Source organism: Saccharopolyspora antimicrobica (assembly GCF_003635025.1).
In the GTDB taxonomy this organism is placed as follows: domain Bacteria; phylum Actinomycetota; class Actinomycetes; order Mycobacteriales; family Pseudonocardiaceae; genus Saccharopolyspora; species Saccharopolyspora antimicrobica.
In genome coordinates this window covers 7624973-7650822 of sequence record NZ_RBXX01000002.1, presented here as the reverse complement: position 1 = coordinate 7650822, position 25850 = coordinate 7624973, and the positions used below count along the sequence as shown (strand labels likewise).

Below are 25850 nucleotides of genomic sequence, written 5' to 3'. Positions count from 1 at the left end.
GGGACGTCGCCTCCTCTCGATCGCGTTGAAGAGGGAGCACGCCGGTGCGGTGAGGACAGCGGAGCCGGGTTCTCCTGGGCATTTCGGCGGCGATCAGCGGCCGGACGCACGGCCGGGCGCGGAAGCTCCGGCGGCGTTTCGAATGCGGTAGACGATGCCGTGGGCGGGATCCGGTGTCAAGGAGACCACCGTCGTCCGTGCGGCGTCAGGAGTGGAAGTGCCTACCGCAGCAGGATTATCCGATTCCTCCCGAGAGACGGCAGTCGAAGTGTTGCACATTGAAGGACACGAGGACCCGACAGGAAAAGGATTCCGATGACGACGAGCGTCCTTTGTGCACTCCAGCGCGGTGCGCGACCGGAGTTTTGCCTGCTCGCCGCGTGGGCCTCTCGCCGACCGCGGTGCGTCGACCCCCGCGCGCCGCTGGCGGTACGGGCGAACGTCCTTGACAGCGGGTCCGGCCGTGTTCATCGTGTGTTCCTCGAGGAGAAACGGTGTGCTCATCGCGCACCCACGACGTTCTCGCCCGGTTCCGCTCGATCCCCGAGGACTCCGCAGCGACGCACCGCGCCGGGCTCTCCGCTGATCCCGCAGCGGGCGTTCGTGCGGATCGGGCACGTGTCCCCACCCACCGACCCCGGAGCAGGACGGGGTGCCCTACCACGGAGTGAGGTTGCCATGACGAAGACCGGACCGACGCAGAGCCTGCTGGCCACCCCGGCCGGCCACTCCTACACCGATCCGGCGATCTTCGCCCTGGAGCAGTCCCGCATCTTCGAGGCGCACTGGTTCTGCGCGGTGCGCAGCGATGACCTGGACCAGCCGGGTGAGTTCCGCACCGTGCAGGTCGGGCGGGAGAGCGTGCTCGTCGCCCGGGGCCGCGGCGGCGAGCTCAACGCCTTCCTCAACGTGTGCCGGCACCGCGGCGCGCAGCTGTGCACCGAGGAGTCGGGCCGGGTGAAGCGCTCCTTCCAGTGCCCCTACCACGCCTGGACCTACGCCCTGGACGGCGAGCTGGTCGCCGCGCCGAACCTGACCAGCATGCCCGACGTGGACCGGACCGAGTTCGGGCTCAAGCGGGTGCACCTGCGCGAGTGGCTGGGCTACGCCTGGGTGTGCCTGGCCGACGAGCCGCCGTCCTTCGAGGACACCGTGATCGCCGACGTCGGGGAGCGGCTCGGTGACGCGGGGGAGATCGAGGCCTACGACATCGCCGCGCTGAGCCTGGGCGCGCGGATCAACTACGACGTCAAGGCGAACTGGAAGCAGATCATCGAGAACTTCATGGAGTGCTACCACTGCGCGACGATCCACCCGGAGCTGACCGAGGTGCTGCCGGAGTTCGCCGACGGCTTCGCCGCTCAGTACTACGTCGGGCACGGCGCGGAGTTCGGGTCGGACGTCGAGGGCTTCACCGTGGACGGCAGCGCCGGCCTCGACCGGCTGCCCGGCATCGGCGAGCACCAGGACCGCCGCTACTACGCGATCACCGTGCGGCCCCAGGTGTTCGTCAACCTGGTGCCGGACCACGTGATCCTGCACCGGATGTTCCCGGTGGCGCCGGACCGGACGCTGATCGAGTGCGACTGGCTGTACCTGCCGGAGGTCGTCGAATCGGGCCGCGACCTGTCCCACTCCGTCGAGCTGTTCGACCGGGTCAACCGGCAGGACTTCGAGGCGTGCGAACGCTGCCAGCTGTCGATGGATTCCCGGGCTTACGCCCGCGGCGGTGTCTTCGTGCCCAGCGAGCACCACATCGCGGCGTTCCACGAGTGGGTGCGGGAGCAGATCGGCGAGAACGACTCCTGACCTCGGCACTCCGGGTGGGGACTTCGGCGTGGTGGCCGAACTCCCCACCTACGCCGCCGCGACGCCGATCCGGTCGGCCAGCCGGGTGATGTAGGAGGTGACGACCTCGGCGGGCGCGTCCGGCAGCCCGAACAGGACCTCGGTCACGCCGCAGGCCGCCCACGCGGCCAGCGTGTCCGCGTCGGGTTTGCCCGCCAGCGCGATGACTTCGGGCTCGCCGTCCCGGCCCGCTTCCTTCCAGAGCTCCCGCAGGCGCCGCACCCGCTCCTCGATGTCGCGTTCGCGCGGCGTGGTGATCCACCCGTCCGCGTGCTGCACCGCCCAAGCGAAGTTGCGCTCCGTGCCGCCCGCGCCGAGCAGCACCGGGATGTGTCCTGAACGCACGGGTTTCGGCCAGGCCCAGCTCGGGCCGAAGCTGACGAACTCGCCGTCGTAGCTCGCTTCCTCCTGCGTCCACAGCGCGCGCATGGCGCCGAGGTACTCGCGCAGCGCGGTCTTGCGCCGGCCGCCCGGGATGCCGTGATCGGCCAGTTCGTCGGTGTTCCAGCCGAATCCGGTGCCCAGCGCGACGCGCCCGCCGGAGAGGTGGTCGAGCGTGGCGATCGTCTTGGCCAGCGTGATGGGATCGTGCTCGGTGGGCAGGGCGACGGCGGTGGACAGCGTGATCCGCTGCGTCACCGAAGCCGCGGTCGCCAGCGCGACCCACGGGTCGAGCGTGCGCCGGTAGCGGTCGTCGGGCAGTTCCTCGGTGCCCGTGCCCGGGTGCGCGGCGTCCCGCCGCACGGGGATGTGGGTGTGCTCGGGGACGGCGAACGAGTGGAACCCGGCCTCTTCCGCGGTCCGCGCGGCCTCGGCGGGCGAGATGCCGCGATCACTGGTGAACAGCACGACGCCGTATCGCACCGGCATTCCTCCGATCCCTGCTCCGCTTCCGGACCACGATTAGAACACGTTTCACTTCGTGGCGGAACGGCTCACCGTCAGCGGTCGGGGAGCGAGTCCAGGAGCTGCGCTTCGGTCGTCCGGACCTGATCGGCCAGTCCGGCCACGATCGACTCCAGTACGGCAGGCGTTTCGCCGTCGGATGCGGGAGCTTCCAGTGCCTCGAGCGCGGCTCTGAGCCGCTCGGTGTCGGCGGTCCGGCCGAGGGCGGCGGTGGTGCCGAGCATCGAGAGGTCGCGCAAGGCGGCCCGGAAGCGGTCGAGCTCGGCGAGCTGGTCGTCGTCGAGTTGTTCGTGGTCGGGGGTGAGCTCGGCGCGGGCTTGCGCCGCGGCCCGGTGCAGCGCGAGCGCTTCGGCCCGATCCGGCCCGGTCATCGCCCGCAGCGCCCGCTCAGTCTTGCTGCGCGCTGTGACGATCCGGTGCCGCAGCGGTTCCGGGCGCAGTCCGGGAACGACGGCGAAGCCGACGAGGACGCCGATGAGCGCCGCGGTGAGCGTCAGCACCGCGTACTCGACCAAGGTGTGGACCGGATCGGTGTGCCGCAGCGAGGTGTTGAAGCCGACGGTCACGACCACCATGAACGCGTAGGCCACCGCGGGCCGGGCCATCATGTTCCACAGCGCGACGACGAGCGCCGTCAGCGCGACCACGGGCAGGTAGGGCGCGGGCACCACCAGGATGATCACGACGGCCAGTGCCGCGCCCCCGACCAGCCCGACGACGCGCGGCCGCGCCTTGTCCAGCGTTTCCCGCCAGCTCGCCTGCAGGATGCCGAAGGTGGTCAGCAGCGCGGTCGCCACCAGCGGATCGCCTGCGGGCAGGTACGAGGTGATCACCAGGATCAGCAGCAGCCCGAAGGCCGTGCGCACCGCGTGCCGGACCTGGATCGAGCGCAGCCGCACGCTCGGTCGCAGAACGGATGTCCGCAACCGGTCGGCCAGCGCCACCCGCGAGGTGTCCCGCTCGGTGATGGTTCCTTCGACGGCATCGAGGGCGGCCGAGGCCTCGGAACCGAACTCGATCGTCGTGTCGCCGGCCCCGGTCTGCGGTGCGGGGCCGGGCTTCTTGGCGCGCAGCTGCTCGGCGAGCTCGTGGGCGCGGGTGCGCAGCGCGGCCAGTTCCCCATCCGCGGCTTCCGCCTGCTGGGCGCGCTGGACCGCCTCGGCCGAGTGCAGGGCCAGGCGGTAGTGGGACGCGGCGCCGAGCGCGATGCCGAGCCAGCGGCGGCGGCCGTCGGCCAGCCACGTGTCGAAGGCCGTGGTCAGCGCGGGTACCTCGGCGTCGAGGACGTCGGCGATCTTCTCGCGGGTCGCCTTGGACGGATCACCGATCCCGAGCAGGACGCGCAGCACGACGGCTGTCACCACGCCGGTCACCGCGGCGATGACGACCTGCCAGGGACCGGCGGGCCCGATCAGCGCCATGCCGTAGGCGAACAGCGTGACCATGCCCAGTCCGAGCCCGACGGTGACGAAACGCGGTCCGCGCAGCGGCAGCAGCGCCGCGACGAACACGATCAGCACGATCACGGCGATCGCGGCGGGCCGGGAGACCTCGCCGAGCAGCCGCGGCACGATCGCCGCGAACAGCAGCAGCGGGCTCAGGGCCGCGGCCAGGCGCAGATCGGCGCGCAGCGGTCCGCCGAGGAAGGCGATGAGCGAGTACATGGCGACGAACCCGCCCACGACGGAGGCCGAGCCGGCACCGACCGCGTAGCCGATGAGGAACGTCGGCGCCAGCACCACCGCGAACAGGACGAGCAGCATCGGACTGCCCTTCACCGGGGTCGGCGTGCTGTTGGTGGTGCTCATCTGCCTCCTCGCTCCGAGCAGCGGCGTGCGGTTCGGAGATCATGACCGCTGGGCAGCCCGCGCACCACCGCGCCGCGCTCCAGCCGGTCAGTCCAGGCGCACGCAGCACTCGACGAGGGTGTGCTGGGTGCCGTCCAGCCGGGTGGTGGCGAGCACGTCGAACCCGGTCTCGGCGAGCACTGTCCGGAGCCGGTGCTCGTCGAGCACGGGGACGTCCGAGCCGCAGAACACCGCGCGGGTCAGCGCCGACCAGTCCTGCTCGTGGTCCTCCAGCGGTTCCACGACCAGCAGCCGCGACGTCCGGTGATCGGTGCGGGTCATGGCGTCGGCGATCGTGCGCAGGATTCGCACCCGGTCCTGGTCGCTCCAGTCGAAGAGGACGTTCTTGAGCAGGTAGCGGTCACCGCCCGTCGGCAGTGCGGTGAAGAAGTCCGACGGGGTGAAGGACAACCTGGCGTTCAGGTCGTCGTTCCCGCTGCTCCGCAGCGCTTCGGTTCCGCGCCGGCACACGGTCTCCCGGTCGGCCACCACGCCGCGCAGGCCCGGGCTGGCGGTGAGCACTTCGCGCAGCAGCGACCCGGAACCGCCGCCGACGTCCACGACCGTCCGCAGCCCGGAGAAGTCGTGCTGCCGCAGGAGCGCGGCGATGACCGGGCGCGCGAGTTCGGCCATCGCGGCGTCGAAGGTGCGCGCGGCCTCGGCGTCGCGGTCGAGGTGGTCGTAGAGCGGCACGCCGAAGACCCGCTCGTAACCGGACTCGCCGGTGCGCACGGTGTGCGCGAGCCCGGCCCACGCGTCGTCGTAGGTCTCGGCGAACAGCGTGAACACGTTGCGGACCGTCGCCGGATGATCGGCGCGCAGTGCGGCGAAGTCGTCACTCAGCGCGAACGCGTCGCCGTCGCGGACGACGACCCCACCGGCGACGAGCATCCGCAGCAGCCCTTGGAGCATCGCCGGATCGGCGGACACGGCTTCCGCGAGTTCCTCGGGCTTCCTGGCCTGCCCGGCGATCAGATCGGGAATCCCGAGCCGGATCGCGGTCGCGATCGCCCTCGTGCACCAACCGCTCGCTGCGAGCTCGATCAGGTTCACCACTGTTCGCACCCTTCACCTGCTGCACTCCGGGACAGGCAATGATCAGGCAGCACGAGGAGACCGGCCACCAGCCGTCACCCGGCCGGGTCGTCGCCGACGCACGGCGGCTGCCGCAGACGAAGCACCCGAGCGGCTCATCCGCGCAGCGGCGTTGGGTAGGTTCTGCTCCAACTGGAGCAACGGTGTGAGGAGAACGCCAATGACGATGGATCCGCCGGACGTGGACCTGGACTTCGGGCTCGCGGACAAGGTCGCGGTCATCACGGGAGGGGCGTCGGGCATCGGCGGCGCGATCGCGGCTGCCTACGCCGCGAAGGGCGCCCGGGTCGCCATCCTCGACCTGCAGGAAGAGGCGGCGCGGGCGCAGGCCGACCGCATCGGCGGCGGTGCGCGGGGATTCGCCTGCGACGTCTCCGACGCGGCCTCGGTCGAGGCGGCGGTGGGAGCCGTGATCGACGCTTACGGGCGCGTCGACGTCCTGGTGAACAGCGCGGGCGTGGCGCTGCTGGCGCCTGCCGAGGACCTCGGGCAGCAGGCGTGGGACAAGACGTTGGCGGTCAACCTGACCGGCACGTTCCTGGTCTCGCAGGCGGTGGGCAAGCACATGCTCGCGGCGGGCCGGGGGCGGATCATCAATCTCGCCTCGCAGGCCGGGAGCGTCGCGCTGGACCAGCACGCCGCCTACTGCGCGTCCAAGTTCGGCGTGATCGGCCTGACCAAGGTGCTGGCCGCGGAGTGGGCCGGTCGCGGGGTCACGGTCAACTCGATCTCGCCCACGGTGGTGCTCACCGAGCTCGGCCGCAAGGCGTGGGAGGGGCCCAAGGGCGATGCGCTGAAGGCGGTCATCCCCACCGGCCGCTTCGCCCTCCCCGAGGAGATCGCGGCCACCGCGGTCTTCCTGGCCTCCGACTCCTCTACGATGATCAACGGGACCGACCTGCTGGTCGACGGCGGTTACACGGCGCGCTGAGGTCTGCGAACCGGGCCGCCGCACCGGACCGGGGTGCGGCGGTCCAGTTCGTGCTGCGTGCACGGTGCCTGCCCGAACGGCGTCATCCGGTCCGCTGCTCGGCTTCCCGTTTCCGGTGGTCGCTGGGCCGAGTGCCGCGCAGCCGCTTGAACGCCACGCTCAGCGCGAAAGCGTTGGAGTAGCCCACTTTCCGCGCGATCGCGTCCACCGTGTGATCGGTCTTGCGCAGCAGGTCGGCGGCCAGCGCGATCCGCCAGTTCGTCAGGTAGGCCATCGGTGGTTCGCCGACCAGGGCGGTGAACCGCCGGGCCAGCGCCGCCCGCGACACACCCGCCTTCGCCGCCAGCTCCGCCACGGTCCACGGGCGGGCGGGCGCGTCGTGCAGCAGCCGCAGCGCGGTGCCCACCACCGGATCGTCCAGCGCGCGGCACCAGGCCGGCGCATCGGCGTCCGGGTTGTCGAACCAGCTGCGCAGCGCGGAGACCAGCAACAGGTCCATGAGCCGGTCGAGCACCAGCTGCTGGCCGGGCCGGTCCCGGGCGATCTCCTCGGCGACCTGCTCCGGGGACGGGAAGGGGCGCTCCTCGGCGGGCACCACCAGCACTGCGGGCAGTGCCTGGAGCAGCTGCGCGCTGAGCTCGCCCTGGCGCTCGAACGCGCCGCTGAGCAGCACGGCTGAGCCGGTGGCAGGTGTTCCGCAGGTCCGGGCTGCCGCGTGCTCGATGCCTTCGGTCGCCGAGCAGTAGTCGGCCTCGGTCACCACCGCCGACGGGCTGGTCGCGGGATCGTCGGCCACCGAGTAGGGCACGTCGCCGCGGATCACGGCGATGTCGCCGGCTTCGATGCGCACCGGTTCGCGCTGGTCGGGAACGATCCACGCGGGAGTGTGCAGCATCGTGGCCAGCGTCAGCGAGGCACCGCTGGACATCCGCAGCGCCCACGGCGGCCGGACGATCGCCTGCCGGAAGACGGCGCCGCGCGCCCGCACTTCCGCCAACAGCTCTGACACGGCGTCCACACCACCAGCGTAGACGCCCGAACATCGAGTGGAGCTCATCAGCCATGGAACGTCTCGATCCCGGCTGGTTGGCTGAAGTCATGTCTGAAAACCCGATCCTCGTCACCGGGGCGACCGGCAAGTCCGGCAGCCGAGTCGCCGCACGGCTGCGCGCCGCGGGCCTGCCGGTTCGCGCTGCATCCCGCGGCGGCGAGCACACCTTCGACTGGGCCGACAGCCGGACCTGGGATTCGGCTCTGGAGGGAGTCCGGGCCGCCTACCTCGTGCAGGTGGACGGCACGCGATTCGTCCGCCCGTTCGTCGAGCGGGCGGTGCGGCACGGCGTGCAGCGGCTCGTGCTGGCCTCCGGGCGCGGTATCGACGACCCGGACTACGCCAACGATCCGGACGGCGTCCGGGACGCCTTGCTCGACAGCGAGGCCGCCGTGCGGGAGAGCGGTCTGGAGTGGACGATCAGCCGGCCGGGCTGGTTCGCGCAGAACTTCAGCGAGGGCTTCTTCGCCGAGGCCGTCGCCGCCGGTGAGCTGCGGTTGCCCGGTGGCGACGGAGCGGTCAGCTTCGTCGACGCCGAGGACATCGCGGCGGTCGTGGTCGCGGCGCTGACCGAGGCGGGCCACTCCGGCCAGATCTACGAGCTGTCCGGCCCCGAGGCGGTGACGTTGGCCGAGGCGGTCGCCACGATCTCCGCCGCTGCCGGTCGCGAGATCCGCTACGTGCCGCTGTCCGTCGAGGACTTCGTCGCGGAACTGGTCGCCCAGGGGCTCCCGGGCCCGGAGGCAGTGGGCTTCGCCGACGTCCTCGAACCGCTGCGCAACGGCACCGACGCCTACCTCTCCGACGGCGTGCAGCGCGCTCTCGGCCGCGAGCCGCGCACCTTCGCCGAATTCGCCCGGTCCACGGCCGCTGCGGGCGGATGGTCGGTCTGATTCCTCAGTACCCGGCGCCCGCTTCTTGCAGGGCCTTCCAGAAGCCGTGCACGATCTCGTCGCCGGGCAGGCCGAAGGAGTTCAGCACCTCGGCCCAGGCGAGTGCGCCTCCCGATTCCGTGAGACCGTCCATCATGCGCTGGTAGGCCGCGTTGTCGTTGAGGATCTCCCGGGGCATCGGGGCCGCGAACGCGGGCGGTCCCCAGGCGATCGGCGCGGAGGGCGGCAGCAGCAGGTCTCCGACACCGGCGAAATCGGCAGGCCTGGCCCAGAAGTTCTGCTCCGGGGAACCGTAAGCGCCGTGCGCGGTGGAAAGTCGTTGCAGCTGAGCGCTGAACGCCACCGCGTTGGAGACGGGATTCGCGGCGTGGCAGACCACGTCGTCCTCCCGACAGATGCTCGCCACCTCGATGTCGCCGAACTCGCGCGGGCCGGGCGTGTGCATGCCCGGCCCGTCCGGGGCGACCGACATGATGCCGCCGGACGGGCCCTGCACGGTGGTGTTCGTGACGTGGCGCCGCGGATCGGCGATCAGCACGGCGTTGACCAGGTGATCCGGCACCTCGTCCCGCGCGGCCAGCAGTTCGGCGGCGTCACCGGAGATGAGCGCGCCGAAGGAGTAGCCGACGAGGGTGATCCGGGAACCCGGGCAGGCGCGGTGGAAGTCGACGACCTTCCGCTCCAGCGCCGGGGCGGCCACCCGCCGCGTGTTGTCCAGGCTGTGCGGGTGCACGCCCGGGACGATTCCGTCGTCGTACAGGAACTTCTCCATCCGGGCGCCGGCGGGCACCGTCGTCCCGGCGTCGTCCCAGGTCCGGCCGGTGAGTCCGCGACCGCGGCCGTCGGTCAGGACGTACAGGTCGCCGCACCCGGTGGACTGCGGCGGAGCCGCTGCCGCGACCTCCACACCGCTCAACCCGGCGGCGACCAGCGCGGCGCCGGACAGCGCCAGCCACGCCTTCTTCGCGAATCGCATGCGGCACCTCTCCGTTCGCGCGCCAGCGCGCATTCCGGGAACGCGTGAGCATGCTCGCCCGGTGGTGATCGCGGGTCAACGGAGATCGCCCGGATTGGCTTGTTCCCGCCGCGGTGCCTCAGCCCGCCCGGTGCGCGTCGAGCCAGGCGACGATCTCGTCGAGCACCTGCTCCTGCTCCGGCTCGTTGTGCGATTCGTGGTGCAGGCCCTCGTGGATCCGGAACGTGAGGTCGGCCGATCCGGCGCGGTTGCGCACCAGCTCGCTGGCGGCGGGCGGCATCAGCCGGTCGGCACCGCCGTGCAGGACCAGCAGCGGCATGGTCAGCGACGGCAGGCGCCGCGGCATGGCCTCGGCGGTCCGCATGATCTCGACCGCGGTTCGTGCGCGCATCTTCCCGTTGTGGTTGAGCGGATCGGTGCGGAAGTCCCGCACCACAGCGGGATCGCGGCTGATGGTGTCGGCGTCGATGGTCCGCACGCCGAGGTCGGGCAGCAGCTTCGACAGCAGCGGTGCGACGATACGCTCCACTGTGGACACCGGCCCGGCGTCGAGCGCGGGGGCGGAGATCACCGCGCCGCGGATCCGCTGCAGCGGTGTGCCGGTGAGGTACTGCAGCGAGATCAGCCCGCCCATGCTGTGCCCGTAGACGAACACCGGCACGCCGCTGTGCCGGTCAGCGGCCAGCCGGGCCAGCAGGCCGACCCCGGTCACGGCGGCGGCCATGCCACCGATGTTGCCGCGGGTGCCCGGCGACCGGCCGTGCCCGGGGTGATCCAGCGCGTAGACCGCGTAGCCCGCCGCGTTGAGCCGCGCCGCGACGTGCCGGTAGCGGCCGCTGTGCTCGTGCAGGCCGTGCACCAGCACGACGACTCCGCCGGGCTGCTCGACGGTCCAGCTCTGCCAGTACTGGCCCGAGGGCAGGGTCCCCTCGGAGTGGGCTGCCGCCGGCAGCGAGCGGTCGTCGTGAGCTTCGGTCATCGGACACCTTCCGGCTGATCGTGTGGAGTTCCCGCGCAAGTTTCGTCAGGTGATCGGCTTTCGGCAACTCCGGGTGCCGTCGAGCCGCTGGTCGGGCCGGGCTTGACTTCGAGCGCGGTCGAGGTTTCACGATCGTTCGCGGTCCGCCGTGAACCGCACGGCACCAGGCAGGAAGGCGGAACATTGGTTGCGAAGAAGGCTTTCGCGGTCGCTGGTGGTCTCGTGGCGATCGGGCTGCTGTGGTCGGTGCAGGGCGCGGCCCCGGAGACGTCGGCGGCTGCTCCGCCACCGGCGCGGACGACGGTGCTCGACCTCGACGTGATCAACGACCAGTTCGCCCGCACCGATGTCGGCGACCCCGGGGTGAGCCTCGGTGACGAGTACGTGTTCTCCGACCAGTTGCGCCAGGCGGGTCGGCCGGTCGGCGACGACGGCGGCTCGTGCCAGGTGACGCACGTCGACGGTGCGCGGATCACCACCAACTGCACGCTCACGCTCCGGCTGCCCGACGGGCAGCTCACCGCCCAGGCGCTGGGAGTTCGCGGTGAGGACGCGTTGATGGCCATCACCGGGGGCACCGGCGCCTACCGCACCGCCCGCGGTGAGCTGCACGCCACCGACATCCAGACGCCCGACGAGAAGTACCGCATCACGATCACGTTCTGACCGCTCCGGGGTCTGCCGGTCAGCGGTGGCGGCCGGGCGCGGCGCGGCTGCCACCGCTGACCTCGGGAGTTCCGCGCTGCCGATGGCTGATTCCGCCAAGCCGTCCGTGCGCCGCCATGATCCCGAGCAGGACGAGCGCTGCGCCGACCGGTTGGTTCCAGGTGAGGGGTTCGCCCATCAGCACGACTCCGAGCAACACACCCACGACGGGCGAGAGGTAGGTGACCGCGGCGGCGTTGGCCGCGCCCCAGGCGGCGACGATGTTGTTGTTCCACACGTAGGCCATCCCGGTGCCGAAGGCGCCGAGGACGACCATGCTGATGATGACCACCCCGCTCAACCGGTCGACCGGCTCGCTGGCCACCCAGGGAGCCGCGATCACCATGATCACAGCCCCGATGAGCACTTGGACGAAGGCGAGCGCGGGAGCGGAATGCCCGCGGCCGGAGACGAAGCGGCGCAGGTAGGCGAACGCGAGTCCGTAGCAAGCGGTGGCACCCAGGCAGGCCAGCTGGGGGAGGAGGTCGTTGTGCTCGCCGAGTCCGCGCCAGGGGCCGATGATCGCCACCACGCCTGCGAACCCCAGGACGAGGCCGGAGGTGCGGTCCCGGTTCATCCGCTCGCCCGCCAGCATCGCGGTGGCGAAGAGCATGGTGATCAGGGGCGTGGTGGCGTTGAGGATGCTCGCGAGGCCTGACGAGATCCGCTGCTCCGCCCAGGCGAACAGCGCGAACGGCACCACGCACAGCAGCATCGCGACGACCGTGAGATGACCCCACACGCGCGGGTCCCGCGGCACCGGCCGACGGGTGATCACCACGAGCGCGCCCAGTGCCAGCGCGCCGAAGAGCAGCCGGGCCAACACCACTTGCGCCGGGGACAGGTCGTCCAGGCCGATCTTGATGAGCAGGAAGCTCGATCCCCACGCCACGGCCAGCAGGGCGAACTGGACCACGATCCCGGCCCTCGCTCCTCCCGGAGTTCTGAACATGCCGACTCCTCACGACTGGTACCCACCACCAGCCAAACTCCGGGACGGCTGATGAGCTGGCGGATTCCGGCCGTCGCGCTCCGCGATCGGTCGCGGAGCGCGCAGGCTCGTCGCGGTTGCCCGGCCGCGACCGAGGCGGGGAGGTCACCTTCGAAGGCGACGATCAGCCACTGCGAACCCTGTTGGGCCTGCTCGAAGAACCGGCTCCTTCCTTTCCCGGAGCGGCCCTGAACCCTCACCGGTGCCGGTCAGGTGGTGAGGTCGAGGGCTGCCCGGATGATGGTGTCGGCATCCAGGCCGTGGTGGCGGTAGACGTCGTCGAGCGAGCCGGACTGGCCGAAGGACGTCACGCCGAGGGCCGTGGTGCGGACCTGGTTGATGGTGGCCAGGAAGGACAGCGCGTGCGGGTGGCCGTCGAGGACGGTGACCAGCGGTGCGGCCCGGTGGGCGGGGAAGAGCTGGTCGAGGATCCAGGCTTCGGCGGTCTCGTGGCCCTGGCGGGCGCGGATGGCGCGGTGGAGCAGGTCGGGGCTGGTCACGCAGATGACGTCGGCGGGAACGCCGAGGTGGTCGAGCCGGGTTGCGGCGGCGAGAGCTTCGGGGACGACGGCGCCCATCGCGGCGATCGTGACCTCAGGACGCTCGACGCGCCGCAGCGGGTAGCCTCCGGCCACCACCTGGCGCCTGCGGCGCTCGCGGGCCGCGCCGTCGCCCGGGACGGCCGCGAGGCCCTGATCGACCGGCCGGGTGGACAGCCGGAGGTAGGCGGAGCTGCCGTCGGGTCTGCCGAGGCGGCTCAGCGCGGCCAGCAGCGTCCACTCGGTGTCGATGGCGAATGCCGGTTCGTAGCTGGTGCACCCGGGTTGCTCGATCCCGATCGACGGAGTCTTGATCGACTGGTGCGCCCCGCCCTCCGGCGCCAGCGACACACCGGAGGGCGTGCCGACCAGGATGGACTGCCCACCGGCGTAGATGCCGTAGGACCACGGTTCCAGCGCGCGTTCGACGAACGGGTCGTAGACCACCCCGATCGGCAGCAGCGGCCGTCCCCAGCGGCTCCACGTCGCGCCGAGCTCGCCGAGCAGCCCGGCCAGGTTGACCTCGGCGATGCCCAGTTCGATGTGCCTGCCGGTCGGGTGCTCCTGCCAGTGCAGGATGGTCTCGCCGTCGTCGGCGAACCAGTTGGTGCGCTCCACCGGCGACCAGACGCCGACCTTGTTCACCCAGGCGCCGAGGTTCGTCGTGGAGCTGACGTCGGGGCTGACGGTGACGACGTGCTGGGCGACGTCCGGTGCCTGCCGGGTGAGGTCGAGCAGCACCCTGCCCAGCGCCGCTTGCGTGGTGGCGGTGCCGGTGGGCGTCCGGCCGAAGTCGGCCGGGACCGCGGGCGGCCGGGCCTGCGGCGGTTCCGGACGGTGCAGTCGCTGCGCGGTCGCGGCGCAGAGCTCGCGCGCGGCGCTGCCTGCGGGGAAGGGCCGCCACGGGTCGTCGGGATCGGTGCCGAGCGCTTCGGCGAGTTCGCGCATCTGCTCGTCGTTGAGCAGCGAGGAGTGGTTCTGCGGATGCCCCCGGGTGGGCAGGCCGTGGCCCTTGACGGTGTAGGCGAACAGCACGGTCGGGCGGGTGTCGTCGATCGCCGCGAAGGCCTCGTCGAGCGCGCCGAGGTCGTGGCCGCCGAGGTTGCCGAACGCCTCGACGAGCTCGGCATCGTCCACTGCGGTGAGGAAACCGGCGACGGCGGCCGATTCCGGCCCGTCACCGGGCAGCCTGCGCCGCAGTTCGGCGGCGTCGCAGCGCAGCAGCCGCTGGTACTCGGGATTGCTCATCGCGTCGATGCGGGCGCGCAGGTGCACGCCGCCGGGCCGGTCGAGCAGTTCTTCGAGGCGCTGCCCGTACTTGAGGGTGATGACCTGCCAGCCGGCCGCGGTGAACATGCCCTGCAGCTTCCCGGCGGCGATGTGGGGCACCACGCGGTCCAGCGACTGGCGGTTGAGGTCGACGATCCAGACGAGCTCGCCGAGCTCGGCGGTCACCGGGTCCAGCACCGCCTCCCAGACGGCTCCCTCGTCGAGCTCCGCGTCGCCGATCAGCGAGTACTGGCGGCCGGTGCCGCCCTCGACGCAGCGGCGCGCGATGGCGCCCCAGACCGGTGCGGTGGCGCCGATGCCGACCGAACCGGTGGAGTAGTCGACGGGATCGGGGTCCTTGGTGCGGCTCGGGTAGCTCTGCAGCCCGCCGAACTCCCGCAGCCGCGGCAGGTAGGCGGCATCGAGCCTGCCCAGCAGGTGGTTGATGGCGTGCAGCACCGGCGAGGCGTGCGGTTTCACCGAGACCCGGTCCTGCGGCCGCAGGTGGCGGAACCACAGCGAGGTCATGATCGACACCATCGAGGCCGAGGACGCCTGGTGCCCGCCGACCTTGAGCCCGGAGGGGTTGGGCCGCACCCGGTTGGCGTGGTGGATCATCGCGGTGGACAACCACAGCACGCGGTCGGCGACCTCGCGCAGGACGTCGTGGTCGGTGCGGTGCGGATCGGTCACCGGGCTCGCCATGGGATTTCCTCCGTGCTGGATCGATTACAGTGGCGTCGTGGGGAGAACGGCTTCGGACGACTGGGGCGACTCGGTCGGTGCGCGGGTTCGGGAGCTGCGCCGGGGGCGCGGGCTCACCTTGAAGAAACTAGGTGAGCACGCCGGGCTTTCGCACGCTTTCCTGAGCCAGTTCGAACGCGGGCTGACCACTGCCAGCGTGAACACGCTGCAGCGCATCGCGGTCGCGCTGGGCACCACGGTGTCGGCGCTGCTGGCCACCCGCACCGAGCAGGAGATCGGCGTGCTGCGCGCCGGCGAAGGCGTCGCGGTGCCGCGGGCGGACGTGCCCGACGGCACCACGGTCCGCTCGCTGAGCCGCGCCGACTGGCCGGTGCAGCCGATCGAGTACACCGGCGGCCCGGTGGAGTTCGGCGACTACTTCGAGCACGTCGGCCACGAGATGCTGTACGTGGTGTCCGGGCGCATCGAGCTGGACTTCGCCGGTGGCAGGCGGGAGGAGCTCGGCCCCGCCGACGTGGCGACCTACCCGGGCAGCACGCCGCACCGGTGGCGGGTGCTCGGCGACCAGCAGGTCCGGGTGCTGGTGATGGTCACCGACCGCTGAGCGCCGGGTCAGCGCAGCAGCGGTACGACCTGCTCGCGGAAGCGCTGCATCTGCTCCTCGGCCATCGCGTAGGTGTGACCGGGGAAGTGCGGGAAGACCACCAGGTGCTCCAGGCCGAGCGAATCCTTGTGGTGCTGCACGGTTTCGGCCACCTCCTCCGGAGTGCCGACCGCCCACATCTTCTGCTCCGTCGACTGCTGGAGCGTCGGCACCAGCCCGGGAGCAGCGGGTTTCCCGTCGTCTCCGCGGTAACCGCGGCTCCAGCCGAACGGTGCCAGCAGGTTCCAGAACTCGTCGTGGCCGGCACCGCCGACGCGCCAGGCGGTCTCGTGGTCGTCGGCGATGTGCACCGGCAGCACGAGGATCCGCTTGGCGCCGCTGGAGAGCGCGACGTCGTGGTGCTGCTGGTAGAGCTCGGCGTAGCGCTCCCACTGGTCGCGGATGAACCCGTGGTACTGGTTCCACCAGACGCAGCCGTGGCCGACCTCGGCGGCGTAGCCGAGGGTGGGCGGGCTGGTGACGGCCTGCCAGATCTCCACCTCGTGCAGCGGCCCGGGCAGCAGCGTCAGGGTGTCCACCGAGCCGTCCGGGCCGTGCGTGCCCGCGGGCGGCAGTTCGAAGAACTCGCCCTTGTAGGAGAACGTCTCGTTGTCGAGCGCGGTGCGCACGACCTCCATGTACTCGGCGAAGACCTTGCGGTTGTGCGCGTCGACCTCGTCGCGCTTGGCCCCCGATTCCAGGTAGCCCATGTCGGCCTGGTGCATGCCGAGGCTGCGCAGTTCGCGGGGGACCGTGCCGCGCCCGACGCCGAGCACCGCGCGGCCACCGGAGAGGTTGAGCAGCGTGCTGAAGTCCTCGGCCAGCCGCAGCGGGTGCCACTGGGGGACGATGTTGAACATCGCGCCGACCTGGATGCGACGGGTCTTGGCGACCAGGTGCGACTGCAGCATCAGCGAGTTGGGCACGATCTCGTAGCCCTCGTGCTGGAAGTGGTGCTCGGCCAGCCAGTAGCTGTCGAAACCGAGCTCCTCGGCGCGCACGCCGAGGTCGACCAGGTGCTGGGTCGCCTGCCACACCTGCTGCCGCGTCGCGCGGCGCTGCCCGGCGGGCAGCGGGTTCCCGGCCAGCACGTCGGGCATCTCGACCGAGCCGAAGAAGAACACCCCGTAGCGCAAGGCGACCTCCAAAATGTAAGTATCACCAACATTTGTCGGCTCAGTGTGGCGGATATCCGTGCCGAGTCAAGCGCGAATTCCCGTTCTTGACTTGCCGGAACCGCAGGTGCACGATCGACCCCGAATGTTGGCTGCATCAACATTTTGTCGCCGATCACGCGCCCTCCGCGCGCATCGGCGCGTTCCAGGGAGGCCGTCATGGTCGAAGACCCCGCCAGAGCCACCACCCCGCCCGGATCGTCGCGCCGGGTCGCCGTCGAGCAGAAGGGCATCGAACCGGTCCTCGACGGCGAACGGCACGGCACACCGCTGTCGGCGTTCACCCTGTGGTTCGCCGGAAACCTCCAGTACTCGGCGCTGGCGGTCGGGGCGATCCCGACGGCCTTCCTCGGCCTGAGCTTCGCCCAGGCCGCGCTCGCGCTGATCATCGGCACGCTGATCGGCAGCCTGCTGCTGAGCGTCGCGGCCACCATGGGCCCGCAGGCCGGAGCGCCGCAGATGGTGCAGTCGCGCGGCCCGTTCGGCTACTTCGGCAACTTCCTGCCGGTCGCGCTGCTGTTCCTGACCGGATTCGGCTACTTCGCGGTGAACACCGTGCTCGGCACCTACATAGTCCGCGAGCTGCTCGGCATTCCGTTCCTGGCCGCGCTGGTCGTGGTGGCGCTGGTGCAGATCGTGATCGCCATCATCGGCCACGACTTCGTGCACCGCGTGGAACGGGCGCTGGTGGTCGTGATGGCCGTGCTGTTCCTGATCATCACCGGGTACGGGATCGCGCGCGGCGACCTCGGCGCAGGCGGCGATCCGGGGGCCAACACGCTCAGCGGGGCGATGCTCATGACGGTGGCGATCTGCTCCTCCCGCACCTTCGGCTGGGCCATCGGAGCCTCGGACTACACCCGCTACCTGCCCCGCGGGACCAGTCGTCGCAGGCTGCGGTGGGCGGCGTTCAGCGGCGCGGCCATCGCCGGGCTGTGGATGCACCTGCTCGGCGCCGCGATCGGCACCGCCATCTCGCCGGACAGCCCGACCGACCTGGTCACCCAGCTCATCCCGAACGGCCTCGCGGTGCTCGCCCTGGTGGCGCTGCTGGCCTCGACGATCGCGGGCAGCGTGCTCGACATCTACTCCGGCTCGCTCGCCCTGCTGATGGCCGACATCCCGCTGCGCCGCTGGGTTTCGGCGCTGCTGACCGGGATCCTGGGCGCGGCGCTGGGCTGGTGGGCCGGGCACACCGAGGGAGCGGTGTTCGGCAACTTCCAGAACTTCCTGTTCCTGGTGGGCTACTGGATCGGGCCGTGGCTGGGCGTCACGCTGGTCGACTTCCTGGTGCACCGCCGCGACGACGTGGACGTCGACGTCTTCTACGACCGCACGCGCCGGGTCCGCGCCGGGCTGCCGGCGTTCGCGATCGGGGTGGCCGTCTCGATCCCGTTCATGCACCAGAGCCTGTTCACCGGGCCGATCGCCGCCGCGGTCCCGCAGCTCGGCGACATCACCTACTGGGTCGGCGGCGCGGTGGCCGCGGCGGCCTACTACTTCCTCACCCGCCGCCGGGAGACGCGATGACCGGAAAACGCGGCCTCGGGCCGCTCTTCTACGGACCGGCCGAACAACCGTGGAGCCGCGGCGCCGCTGCCGGGGACTTCGTCTTCCTCAGCGGCATCGACGGCGTGATCGACGACGAAGGCCGGACCGTCGCCGGCATCGCCGGGCAGACCCGGACGACGCTGGACCGGATCCGCGCGCTGCTGGCCGATGCGGGTGCCGAACCCGACGACATCGTGCAGCTGGACCAGTTCGTCGCCGACCCGGCCGAGCGCGCCGAGTACATGCGCGCCCGCGACGAGTGGTTCGCCGAGCACGCGCCGGGGCTGCTCGACGAGCGCTCCTACGCCTCGCTGCTGATCTACCCGGCGCTGGCCACCCCGCAGATGCGGGTGGAGATCCGCGCAGTGGCGCACAAGAAGGAGGAATCGTGACCGGGTCCCGCGAGTTCGCCGAGTTGAGCGCCGCCGACGTGGGCGCCATCCGCTCGTCGTCGGTGGCGGTGCTGCCGGTGGGCGCGATCGAGCAGCACGGCCCGCACCTGCCGCTGAACACCGACGCGCTGGTCGCCGAAGCGGCGGCGCGCGCGGTGGTGGAGCAGCGCGGTGCGGAGCTCGACCTGTGGTTGCTGCCCGCGCTGGCGTTCGGCCGGTCCGTCGAGCACGTCTGGGCGCCGGGCACGCTGTCGCTGTCGACCGCGACGTTCGCCGCGGTGCTCGACGACATCGGCCGGTCGGTGGCGGCCACCGGCATCCGGCGACTGGTCTTCGTCAACGGGCACGGCGGCAACATCTCCGAGATCCAGACGGCACTGCGCGACATCCGGTTGCGCCACGGGCTGCTGACCTTCGCCACCAACACCTTCGTCCCCGTCGAGCGCGACGAGTCCTTCGCCGAAGCGGAGCTCGGCCTGGGCATCCACGGCGGCGCGATGGAGACTTCGCTGGTGCTGCACCTGCGACCGGACCTGGTCGACCTCTCCGCCGCGCGCCGCCGGGTTCCCCAGCGCCTCAACGACAACGAGCACGTCCGGTTCGGCGGCAGTGTCACCTTCGGTTGGCTCTCCGACGACTTCGGCCCCGACGGCTACCTCGGCGACCCGACCCGCGCGAGCGCCGAAGCCGGGGAGCGCGGCTTCTCGGCGCTGGTGGCGGCGTTGGGCGACCAGCTCGCCGAGGTGGCCCGCTTCGACTTCGCCGACTTCTCGTGAGGAGAGCAGCCATGCAGCACTGCGAACCGACCGCCGGTGGCCCGCTGATCGTCGGGATCGGCGGCACGACCAGAACGGGCTCCTCCAGCGAACGCGCGTTGCGCTACGCGCTGGAGGCAGCCGCGGAACTCGGTGCGAGGACGCTGGTGTGCGCCGCGACCGAGCTCGACCTGCCGATGTACCGGCCGGAGGAACCCGACCGCACCACCGCGGCGACTCGGCTGGTCGAGGCGCTCCGCCGGGCGGACGGCGTGATCATCGCCTCGCCCGGCTACCACGGTGCGGTCTCCGGGATGATCAAGAACGCCCTCGACTACACCGAGGACCTGCGCACCGACGTCCGCCCGTACCTCGACGGACGAGCGGTCGGCTGCATCGCCACGGCGGCGGGCTGGCAGGCGGCGACCTCGACGCTGGCCCAGCTACGCGCCATCACGCACGCCCTGCGTGGCTGGCCGACGCCCCTGGGAGTGGCGATGAACTCGGCGCTCCCGTGCTTCGACGACACCGGAACCCCGACCGGTCAGCCCGCGGACCAGCTCAGAGCGGTGGCCCACCAGGTCGTCGAGTTCGCCCACCACCGCCTCCCGGACCGCCTGGCCTCCTGATCCGCGCCCAGGTGAGAGGTGAAAAGCACCGATCGGATTTCGAGAGGACAGCGCGGGAACCATCGTCCTGGCAGCTGTCAACCGGGGGCCGCCGCTTTTCGTCAGGTCAGGGGCAGTTCCGCCATGGCGTTCGCCAACTGCCCAGCAGTGTCGCCGGCGGCCCACACGTGCCCGTCCGGGCGCATCAGCACGGCGATCGTGGGCCAGGGCAGCTCGGTCTCGTGCAGCTGGAGGTCCGCGCTCGTGGCCAGGTCCTTCAACTCCGGGCCGGTTTCCTGGGCCAGCAGCACCGGGCGGCCCTCGCGCAACAGGTGCAGCTGCTCGCGGGTTGCCGGGAGGCGCTGGCCTGCCAGGGGATGAGTGCCCGGATAGCGCACGTCCAGCGCGGTCACCGTGTTGGCCAGCGCGGTCGCCACGTCGGGATGGGTGCGCAGCAGGTCCGCCAGGAACCGACGCAGGGACTGGCCCTCCTCGGTGGTGGCGGTGATCAGGGCGGTCTGGGCCTTGGTGTGCTCGCCCAGGGCCACGCCGACGGGGTGGCGTTCCGGGTGGTAGGTGTCCAGCAGGGCCGCGTCCGCCCGGCCCCGCTGGACCGCGGCCAGCTTCCAGCCCAGGTTCATCGCGTCCTGCAGGCCCACGTTCAGCCCGACGCCGCCCGCCGGGAAGTGCATGTGCGCGGCGTCGCCCGCCAGGAAAACCCGGCCCTTCCGGTACTCCGCCGCGAGCCGGGTGGCGTTGCCGAAGCGGGACAGCCATGCGGGGGAGTGCAGGCCGAAGTCCGTGCCCGCGATCCGTTTCGCCGTCTCCCGCAGGGACTCCAGGGTTGAGGTGAGGGCTGACGGGGCATACCCGGTGACGCGGTAACCCCCGCCGGGGATCGGGGCCACGATCAGCGCGCCGTGTTCGTTGTGCCAGAAGCCCGGCCGCTCCGGCGGGTCGGCCAGCTCGACGTCGCCGAGGAAGCCGAAGACGGTCGAGTCGGTGCCGGGGAAGTCGATGCCCGCCGCCCGGCGCACGGTGCTTCCCGCGCCGTCCGCTCCGACCACGTGGTCCGCGGTGATCTCGTACTCGCCGTCCGGCCCGCCGACCCGCAGCGTCACGCCCTGTTCGTCCTGGCTCAGCCCGGACACTCGGTGCCCGCGCCGGATCACCACCCCGAGGCCCAGGGCGTGCTGTTCGAGCAGTTCCTCGGTGCGCAGCTGCGGGTGCGCGAGCAGGAACGGGAACGGGGTGGCCAGCCCTCGGAAGTCCAGGCGAGCGGGCAGCATGCCGAAGTGCCCGTCCGGCACGGGCAGCCCGCCGTCGAGGAAGGCCTGTTCCTGCGCGCGCATCGCCAGCACCTCGATCGTGCGCGGGTGGATGGCCAGCGCCTTCGAGTGCGGGCTGCGCTGCTCGGCCCGTTCCAGGACCAGCGGTCGCCCGCCGCCCAGGGCCAGCTCCGCCGCCGTCCACAGCCCGACCGGGCCCGCGCCGACCACGATGGTGTCGTGTGCGTTCAAGGTGATCACTCTCCATTGAATTGAGGTGTGACGCGTGCGGTGGTGTCCGCCGCGCTGAGGTGTGGCACGGGTGCGGCGGTGAGGTCGCGGTGAACGACGTCGCCGAGCGCGGACGAGTCGATGTGAAGCAGGTAGGACACGGGGGCCTTTCGGAGCGGTTTGAGAGCGCTCCGGTGATCCGAGAGCGGGCCGGAGTCGTGGAGGGGTGCGTGGTCGCCCCTCGGGGGTCACATACTGGTAGTGCGGTTGCACCCGGATGAGAGGTGAGCGCGATGGCGTCAGCGCGACAGATCAGTGGTCCGTGCCAGGCATGGCCGGAGGACAGCGCCTTCGTCCGCGAGGTGCTCGACCGCATCGGCGACAAGTGGACGGTGTTGACCATCAGCACCCTGAGCGCCGGCCCGCTGCGCTACTCCGACTTGCAGGCGAGCGTCCTCGGGATCTCCCAGCGGATGCTGACCCAGACGCTCAAGAATCTCGAGCGCGACGGGCTGGTCACCCGGACCGCGTACGCCGAGGTCCCGCCGCGAGTGGAGTACGAGCTGACGGACCTGGGCCGGTCGCTGATCGAGGCGGTGAAGGCGATGGCCGATTGGGCCGTCACCCACCACAGCGAGATCGCCGGCAACCGGGCCGCCAGCGAGCTGACCGGAGTCGGCCGGGCCAAGGCCGCGGTCAGCGCGTCGGCGGGCTGAGTGTCGTTGGCACTCATCGGTTTCGGGATCGCAGCACCCGCTGGCACCGCCGTGGGCCCGGATGAAGCTCTCCTCGTTCTTCTCCAGATCCTGCGGCGCCTCCTAGTCCAGTTCGAAGCCCGCTCAACCATCTTCCTCACCTCACCAGTAGTGCGTAACACCATCATGAGTGAGTGAAAGAGGGCTTACAAAAGGCACTTTCAAGTGCGTTGGCACCGCCCGACAGGCACTGCACCCTCGTCTGCGAAGAGCCGGTGGACGCCGCACCGGGATCAACCACGTCGGCGCTGACTTTGGAGAGCGCTGGCTTTTCCGATTCCTCGATAGGAGTGCCCTTCCCCCGGGCTAGATCCCGGCGACGAGGTTGAAGGTGCCCGTGAGCTGGTTCAGGACGACGAGCGCGACGACGTCGGCGATCGTGCGTTCGGTCCAGCCGTGCGCGGCGAGGTCGGAGATCTCGTCGTCGCTGATCGCCGCCGGTTCCGCGAGCACCTTGAGCGCGAAGGTGAGCAGTGCCGCTTCGCGCGGGTCGGTGGCGGTCGCCTGCCGGGCCAGTGCGATGTCGGTGTCGGTCAGGCCGGCCGTTCTCGCGGCTTCGGCGTGCGCGTTCAAGCAGGTTTCGCAGCCGAGCCATTCCTGGACGGCCAGGGAGATCTTCTCGCTGAGCGCGCGCGGCAGCTTCGTGCGCTTCACCGCCCGCGAGAACGAGAGGTAGCCCTGCAGCAGGGCGGGCGAGTGCGCCATCGTGCGGATCATCTCGCCCGCGGATCCGTGCCGGGCGACGATCTCCTCCAGCTGCTCGCGCGAAGCGGCAGGGGCGCCGGTCGGTTCCAGTGCTGTCAGTCGTCGCATCACGCGTCCTCGTTCCAGGCGCTCTCGGGTGAGTTCAGGCAGATACATGTACCCCCTGGGGGTATTTTGCCGCAACCCTTCGTCAACGCCGGATGCCCCTAGGGGGTATGTCGTGTATCACGTTGCGCCGGGGTGTGTGGGTCGGCATAGTTCTCGACATCGAGCACATACCCCCTGGGGGTATCGAGAGGAGATGGCGATGAACGAGACGACGCACGCCGGTCACCACGCCCACCACGGCCACGCTGCCGCGCACCACGCCCACGCTGGTCACGACGCCCACGCTGGTCACCACGGTCACGGAGGTGCCCCAGAGGGGCTGCAGATCAGCAAGGACGGCTACACCTTCGCCCCGGAGACCGCGCGGCTGACCGCCGGCGGGACCGCCGACTACCGGTTCCGCATCCTCGGGCCGGACGGGGCGGCGGTGACCTCGCTGGCCGAGGTGCACGGGAAGCGGATCCACCTCATCGTGGTCCGCCGCGACCTCACCGGCTTCTGGCACCTGCACCCGGTCGAGACCGGCGACGGGACCTGGTCGGTGCCGCTGGAACTGGCGGAGGCGGGGCAGTACCGCGTCTTCATCGACTTCCAGCCCGAGGGTGCGGCCGGGCTCACGCTCGGCGCGGACCTGGCGGTCGCCGGTGACTACCAGCCGCGCGCCGTGCCGGAAGCGGCCGCGGTGTCGGCGGTCGACGGCTACGAGGTCGTGCTCGACGGCGAGCTCCAGCCGGGCCAGGCCCACCGGCTCACCCTGGCCGTGCACCGCGACGGTGTCCCGGTCACCGACCTGGAGCCGTACCTCGGCGCCTACGGGCACCTGGTCGCTCTCCGGCTCGGAGACCTCGCGTACCTGCACGTCCACCCGGAGGACGCGACCGGCCCGGGGCCGGAGATCGGCTTCCACGCGGCGGTGCCCGGCCCGGGGACCTACCGGCTGTTCCTCGACTTCAAGCACGCCGGGAAGGTCCGCACCGCGCAGTTCACCGTCGTCGCCGCGTGACCGCGATGCCGCGCCCGGACGCGCAGCGATGTGACCGCCCCGGGCGGTGACCTGGCCGGGTCACCGCCCGGGGCACGAGTCCGGAACCGGCTCGGGTCCACAGTGGATTCACCGATGCGGTCCCGGTCAGGCGCGGGCGGTGCGGGCGACGGCGGGGATGATCGCCAGAGCGACGACACCGCCGATGACCGCGAGCACCGAGTAGCTGCTGGCCGCGACGACCATGCCGGAGGCCATGCCGCCACCGGCCCCGGCCAGCGCGATGGAGACGTCGATCTTTCCCTGGACCTTGGCGCGGGTGGCCAGCGGGACGGCGTCGGTGATGATCGTGGTCCCGCTGATCAGGCCGAAGTTCCAGCCGAGACCGAGCAGTCCGAGCGCGAGCGCCAGCAGCCAGGTGGACTGCGGCGGCGCCAGGGCCGCGACCAGCCCGGCACCGAGGAGCGTGAGCCCGGACGCGGCGGCCACCGCCAGCCGGCCGAAGCGGTCGACGAGCAGCCCGCTGAACGGGGAGGGCAGGTACATCCCGGCGATGTGCACTGCGATGACCAGGCCCGCCGCGCTGACGTCGTGGCCGTGGTGCTGCATGTGCACCGGCGTCATGGTCATGATGGCGACCATGACGACCTGGGTGAGCACCATGACCGACGCGCCGAGCGCCAGGTGCGCGCGGTGGGACGTCGCCGGGTCCCGGGATTCCTCCTGGGACTGCGGTGCTTCCGCGGCGAGGGTGCGCGCGGTGGTCAGGGGATCCGGGCGGAGCATGACCCACAGCACGGCCGCAGCTGCCGCATAGGCGACCGACGCGAGGATGAACGGACCCGCCAGCTGCGGTAGCCCCAGCGATGCGGCGAGCCCGCCGGTCGCGGTGACCAGGTTCGGCCCGGCGACGGCCCCGACGGTGGTGGCCACCAGAACGGTGCTCACCGCCCGGCCCCGCTGCTGCGGCGCGGCGAGGTCGGCTCCGGCGTAGCGGGCCTGGAGGTTGGTGGCGCTGCCCGCGCCGTAGACGAACAGCGAGATGAACAGCAGGACCACGTTGCCGGTGGCGGCGGCGATGACGACACCCGAGCTCCCCGCTGCTCCCGCGGCGTAGCCGACCGAGAGCCCGACGCGGCGGCCTAATCGCTGCGAGACCCGTCCGACGATGACGGCGGTGGCGGCGGAACCGATGGTGAACAACGCGCTGGGCAGCCCGGACAAACTGGTGCTGGCGAGCATGTCCTGCGCCAGCAGCGCGCCCACGGTGATGCCCGCGGCGAGGCCGGCCCCGCTGAGTATCTGCGCGGTCACCAGCACGGCGAGAATGCGTTTCTGGGCAGGATGGGCTGCAACGGACACGGGAGGCCTTTCTACCTGGAACGTTCCCCGGTTCAACGGGGTCATCAGCTCACCGGAGTCGCTTCTCCAGCGCAACGTTGACTTCCCGTGGCCGGGTTGCTGCGCTGCGTGCGTGAGGCGTCTGCGGGTTCATCCGGTCCACCTACCCGGCCGGTTTCAAACCCGTGTTTCACCTGGTGGGGAGGTGAACACGGAGTGTGCCGGCGGGTTTCGGCCAGTGGTCGGCGGGTGGGTGTGACGGTGGTGTGACGGGGCGGTGACGGTGCTCTGGCGTACTCGGGGGCGGCGGTTGGAGCCGCTGATCGGAATTTCTCGTGAACGCGAACTAGGGGGAACCATGTTCGAACAGGTCTCGGTGGAGCTGCTGCCGGAGCGCAAGGCGCTGGGCGGCGGCTGGTGGGGCGGCTTCGGCGACATCGACCAGGACATCGACCTGGATCAGGACGTCGATGTCGACGTCGGCAACGACTCCTGCTTCGGCGATGTCGACGTGACCGCCTTCAACAACGCCAACATCGACCAGGACGCCCACTGACCTATACCCGGACGTTCTCGGCCGCCCACCACGGCTGCGTGCGGT

Annotated in this window: 24 protein-coding genes; 12 read left to right on the top strand and 12 right to left on the bottom strand. The window is 71.2% G+C overall.

Going from position 1 to position 25850, the window contains the following annotated elements:
* Nucleotides 1-678: 678 nt before the first annotated feature.
* On the top strand, nt 679-1809 hold the full coding sequence (locus ATL45_RS36090) for an aromatic ring-hydroxylating oxygenase subunit alpha (protein ID WP_093154709.1): 1131 nt from the start codon (nt 679-681) through the stop codon (nt 1807-1809).
* Nucleotides 1810-1857: 48 nt separating this feature from the next.
* Here ATL45_RS36090 and ATL45_RS36085 read toward each other — a convergent pair whose 3' ends face one another.
* The 3 genes from ATL45_RS36085 to ATL45_RS36075 all read right to left on the bottom strand — a co-directional run bounded on the left by ATL45_RS36085 (nt 1858) and on the right by ATL45_RS36075 (nt 5666).
* Nucleotides 1858-2712, bottom strand: coding sequence for an LLM class F420-dependent oxidoreductase (locus ATL45_RS36085; RefSeq protein WP_093154960.1), 855 nt, complete (start codon nt 2710-2712; stop codon nt 1858-1860).
* Nucleotides 2713-2789: 77 nt separating this feature from the next.
* On the bottom strand, nt 2790-4562 hold the full coding sequence (locus ATL45_RS36080) for an FUSC family protein (protein ID WP_093154712.1): 1773 nt from the start codon (nt 4560-4562) through the stop codon (nt 2790-2792).
* A gap of 87 nt (nt 4563-4649) precedes the next feature.
* Entirely contained in the window at nt 4650-5666 is a 1017-nt protein-coding gene (locus ATL45_RS36075; protein WP_143121680.1) for a methyltransferase, read from the bottom strand.
* Between the two features lie 190 nt (nt 5667-5856).
* Between ATL45_RS36075 and ATL45_RS36070 the strand changes: the two genes are divergently transcribed.
* The gene (locus tag ATL45_RS36070; RefSeq protein ID WP_093154718.1) at nt 5857-6627 is read left to right on the top strand and encodes a GolD/DthD family dehydrogenase; all 771 of its coding nucleotides are present in this window, start codon (nt 5857-5859) and stop codon (nt 6625-6627) included.
* Between the two features lie 82 nt (nt 6628-6709).
* Here ATL45_RS36070 and ATL45_RS36065 read toward each other — a convergent pair whose 3' ends face one another.
* Nucleotides 6710-7645 (bottom strand): AraC family transcriptional regulator, encoded by a 936-nt coding sequence (locus ATL45_RS36065; protein WP_093154721.1) that lies wholly within the window; start codon nt 7643-7645, stop codon nt 6710-6712.
* Between the two features lie 80 nt (nt 7646-7725).
* On the opposite strand from ATL45_RS36065, the gene ATL45_RS36060 reads away from it, so the two are divergent.
* Complete coding sequence (locus ATL45_RS36060; RefSeq protein ID WP_093154723.1) at nt 7726-8571, top strand: NAD(P)H-binding protein; 846 nt, start codon at nt 7726-7728, stop codon at nt 8569-8571.
* Between the two features lie 4 nt (nt 8572-8575).
* On the opposite strand, the gene ATL45_RS36055 is transcribed toward ATL45_RS36060, so the two are convergent.
* Nucleotides 8576-9547, bottom strand: a complete 972-nt coding sequence (locus ATL45_RS36055) for a cutinase family protein (protein WP_170210446.1) — start codon at nt 9545-9547, stop codon at nt 8576-8578.
* Between the two features lie 118 nt (nt 9548-9665).
* Nucleotides 9666-10526 carry an alpha/beta hydrolase gene (locus ATL45_RS36050; RefSeq protein WP_093154729.1) on the bottom strand — a complete coding sequence of 287 codons (861 nt, stop codon included), beginning with the start codon at nt 10524-10526 and terminating at the stop codon, nt 9666-9668.
* A gap of 183 nt (nt 10527-10709) precedes the next feature.
* On the opposite strand from ATL45_RS36050, the gene ATL45_RS36045 reads away from it, so the two are divergent.
* Nucleotides 10710-11192: an allene oxide cyclase barrel-like domain-containing protein gene (locus tag ATL45_RS36045; protein WP_093154732.1), complete on the top strand. Its 483-nt coding sequence runs from the start codon at nt 10710-10712 to the stop codon at nt 11190-11192.
* Nucleotides 11193-11211: 19 nt separating this feature from the next.
* On the opposite strand, the gene ATL45_RS36040 is transcribed toward ATL45_RS36045, so the two are convergent.
* Together ATL45_RS36040 and ATL45_RS36035 are read right to left on the bottom strand one after the other, a co-directional pair.
* The gene (locus ATL45_RS36040; RefSeq protein ID WP_093154734.1) at nt 11212-12183 is read right to left on the bottom strand and encodes a DMT family transporter; all 972 of its coding nucleotides are present in this window, start codon (nt 12181-12183) and stop codon (nt 11212-11214) included.
* A gap of 248 nt (nt 12184-12431) precedes the next feature.
* Complete coding sequence (locus tag ATL45_RS36035; RefSeq protein WP_093154736.1) at nt 12432-14735, bottom strand: thiamine pyrophosphate-binding protein; 2304 nt, start codon at nt 14733-14735, stop codon at nt 12432-12434.
* 37 nt (nt 14736-14772) lie between these two features.
* Here ATL45_RS36035 and ATL45_RS36030 point away from each other — a divergent pair, with 37 nt between their 5' ends.
* Complete coding sequence (locus ATL45_RS36030) at nt 14773-15339, top strand: helix-turn-helix domain-containing protein (RefSeq protein WP_170210445.1); 567 nt, start codon at nt 14773-14775, stop codon at nt 15337-15339.
* A gap of 8 nt (nt 15340-15347) precedes the next feature.
* Here ATL45_RS36030 and ATL45_RS36025 read toward each other — a convergent pair whose 3' ends face one another.
* Nucleotides 15348-16526, bottom strand: a complete 1179-nt coding sequence (locus ATL45_RS36025; RefSeq protein WP_211841377.1) for an LLM class flavin-dependent oxidoreductase — start codon at nt 16524-16526, stop codon at nt 15348-15350.
* Between the two features lie 186 nt (nt 16527-16712).
* Here ATL45_RS36025 and ATL45_RS36020 point away from each other — a divergent pair, with 186 nt between their 5' ends.
* The 4 genes from ATL45_RS36020 to ATL45_RS36005 are packed head-to-tail and all read left to right on the top strand — an operon-like array spanning nt 16713 to nt 19880.
* Nucleotides 16713-18083 carry a purine-cytosine permease family protein gene (locus ATL45_RS36020; protein ID WP_093154741.1) on the top strand — a complete coding sequence of 457 codons (1371 nt, stop codon included), beginning with the start codon at nt 16713-16715 and terminating at the stop codon, nt 18081-18083.
* A complete protein-coding gene (locus ATL45_RS36015) occupies nt 18080-18496 on the top strand; it encodes a RidA family protein (protein WP_093154743.1) in 417 nt (138 codons plus the stop codon). Before ATL45_RS36020 ends, ATL45_RS36015 begins: the two co-directional genes overlap by 4 nt.
* Nucleotides 18493-19272 carry a creatininase family protein gene (locus ATL45_RS36010; protein WP_093154746.1) on the top strand — a complete coding sequence of 260 codons (780 nt, stop codon included), beginning with the start codon at nt 18493-18495 and terminating at the stop codon, nt 19270-19272. Before ATL45_RS36015 ends, ATL45_RS36010 begins: the two co-directional genes overlap by 4 nt.
* An 11-nt stretch (nt 19273-19283) precedes the next feature.
* On the top strand, nt 19284-19880 hold the full coding sequence (locus ATL45_RS36005; RefSeq protein ID WP_093154748.1) for an NADPH-dependent FMN reductase: 597 nt from the start codon (nt 19284-19286) through the stop codon (nt 19878-19880).
* A gap of 101 nt (nt 19881-19981) precedes the next feature.
* On the opposite strand, the gene ATL45_RS36000 is transcribed toward ATL45_RS36005, so the two are convergent.
* Nucleotides 19982-21379 (bottom strand): FAD-dependent monooxygenase, encoded by a 1398-nt coding sequence (locus ATL45_RS36000; RefSeq protein WP_211841376.1) that lies wholly within the window; start codon nt 21377-21379, stop codon nt 19982-19984.
* A 272-nt stretch (nt 21380-21651) separates the two neighbouring features.
* Here ATL45_RS36000 and ATL45_RS35990 point away from each other — a divergent pair, with 272 nt between their 5' ends.
* Entirely contained in the window at nt 21652-22074 is a 423-nt protein-coding gene (locus ATL45_RS35990) for a winged helix-turn-helix transcriptional regulator (protein WP_093154965.1), read from the top strand.
* A 345-nt stretch (nt 22075-22419) separates the two neighbouring features.
* Here the strand turns inward: ATL45_RS35990 and ATL45_RS35985 are convergent, their stop codons facing one another.
* Nucleotides 22420-22926, bottom strand: a complete 507-nt coding sequence (locus tag ATL45_RS35985) for a carboxymuconolactone decarboxylase family protein (protein WP_093154750.1) — start codon at nt 22924-22926, stop codon at nt 22420-22422.
* A 199-nt stretch (nt 22927-23125) separates the two neighbouring features.
* Here ATL45_RS35985 and ATL45_RS35980 point away from each other — a divergent pair, with 199 nt between their 5' ends.
* The gene (locus ATL45_RS35980; protein ID WP_093154753.1) at nt 23126-23929 is read left to right on the top strand and encodes a DUF8832 domain-containing protein; all 804 of its coding nucleotides are present in this window, start codon (nt 23126-23128) and stop codon (nt 23927-23929) included.
* A 126-nt stretch (nt 23930-24055) separates the two neighbouring features.
* Here ATL45_RS35980 and ATL45_RS35975 read toward each other — a convergent pair whose 3' ends face one another.
* Nucleotides 24056-25228: an MFS transporter gene (locus ATL45_RS35975; protein WP_093154755.1), complete on the bottom strand. Its 1173-nt coding sequence runs from the start codon at nt 25226-25228 to the stop codon at nt 24056-24058.
* Between the two features lie 379 nt (nt 25229-25607).
* Here ATL45_RS35975 and ATL45_RS35970 point away from each other — a divergent pair, with 379 nt between their 5' ends.
* Nucleotides 25608-25805 carry a hypothetical protein gene (locus ATL45_RS35970; RefSeq protein WP_093154758.1) on the top strand — a complete coding sequence of 66 codons (198 nt, stop codon included), beginning with the start codon at nt 25608-25610 and terminating at the stop codon, nt 25803-25805.
* The last annotated feature ends 45 nt before the right edge of the window (nt 25806-25850 follow it).

What these genes read in the sequence shown, in the direction of transcription:
- ATL45_RS36020 (WP_093154741.1), top strand. Translation starts at nt 16,713, where the DNA reads ATGGTCGAAGACCCCGCCAGAGCCACCACCCCGCCCGGATCGTCGCGC.
- ATL45_RS35990 (WP_093154965.1), top strand. Translation starts at nt 21,652, where the DNA reads ATGGCGTCAGCGCGACAGATCAGTGGTCCGTGCCAGGCATGGCCGGAG.
- ATL45_RS36080 (WP_093154712.1), bottom strand. Translation starts at nt 4,562, where the DNA reads ATGAGCACCACCAACAGCACGCCGACCCCGGTGAAGGGCAGTCCGATG.
- ATL45_RS36050 (WP_093154729.1), bottom strand. Translation starts at nt 10,526, where the DNA reads ATGACCGAAGCTCACGACGACCGCTCGCTGCCGGCGGCAGCCCACTCC.
- ATL45_RS36005 (WP_093154748.1), top strand. Translation starts at nt 19,284, where the DNA reads ATGCAGCACTGCGAACCGACCGCCGGTGGCCCGCTGATCGTCGGGATC.
- ATL45_RS35985 (WP_093154750.1), bottom strand. Translation starts at nt 22,926, where the DNA reads ATGCGACGACTGACAGCACTGGAACCGACCGGCGCCCCTGCCGCTTCG.
- ATL45_RS35980 (WP_093154753.1), top strand. Translation starts at nt 23,126, where the DNA reads ATGAACGAGACGACGCACGCCGGTCACCACGCCCACCACGGCCACGCT.
- ATL45_RS36035 (WP_093154736.1), bottom strand. Translation starts at nt 14,735, where the DNA reads ATGGCGAGCCCGGTGACCGATCCGCACCGCACCGACCACGACGTCCTG.
- ATL45_RS36040 (WP_093154734.1), bottom strand. Translation starts at nt 12,183, where the DNA reads ATGTTCAGAACTCCGGGAGGAGCGAGGGCCGGGATCGTGGTCCAGTTC.
- ATL45_RS36015 (WP_093154743.1), top strand. Translation starts at nt 18,080, where the DNA reads ATGACCGGAAAACGCGGCCTCGGGCCGCTCTTCTACGGACCGGCCGAA.
- ATL45_RS36090 (WP_093154709.1), top strand. Translation starts at nt 679, where the DNA reads ATGACGAAGACCGGACCGACGCAGAGCCTGCTGGCCACCCCGGCCGGC.
- ATL45_RS36060 (WP_093154723.1), top strand. Translation starts at nt 7,726, where the DNA reads ATGTCTGAAAACCCGATCCTCGTCACCGGGGCGACCGGCAAGTCCGGC.
- ATL45_RS36055 (WP_170210446.1), bottom strand. Translation starts at nt 9,547, where the DNA reads ATGCGATTCGCGAAGAAGGCGTGGCTGGCGCTGTCCGGCGCCGCGCTG.
- ATL45_RS35970 (WP_093154758.1), top strand. Translation starts at nt 25,608, where the DNA reads ATGTTCGAACAGGTCTCGGTGGAGCTGCTGCCGGAGCGCAAGGCGCTG.
- ATL45_RS36070 (WP_093154718.1), top strand. Translation starts at nt 5,857, where the DNA reads ATGACGATGGATCCGCCGGACGTGGACCTGGACTTCGGGCTCGCGGAC.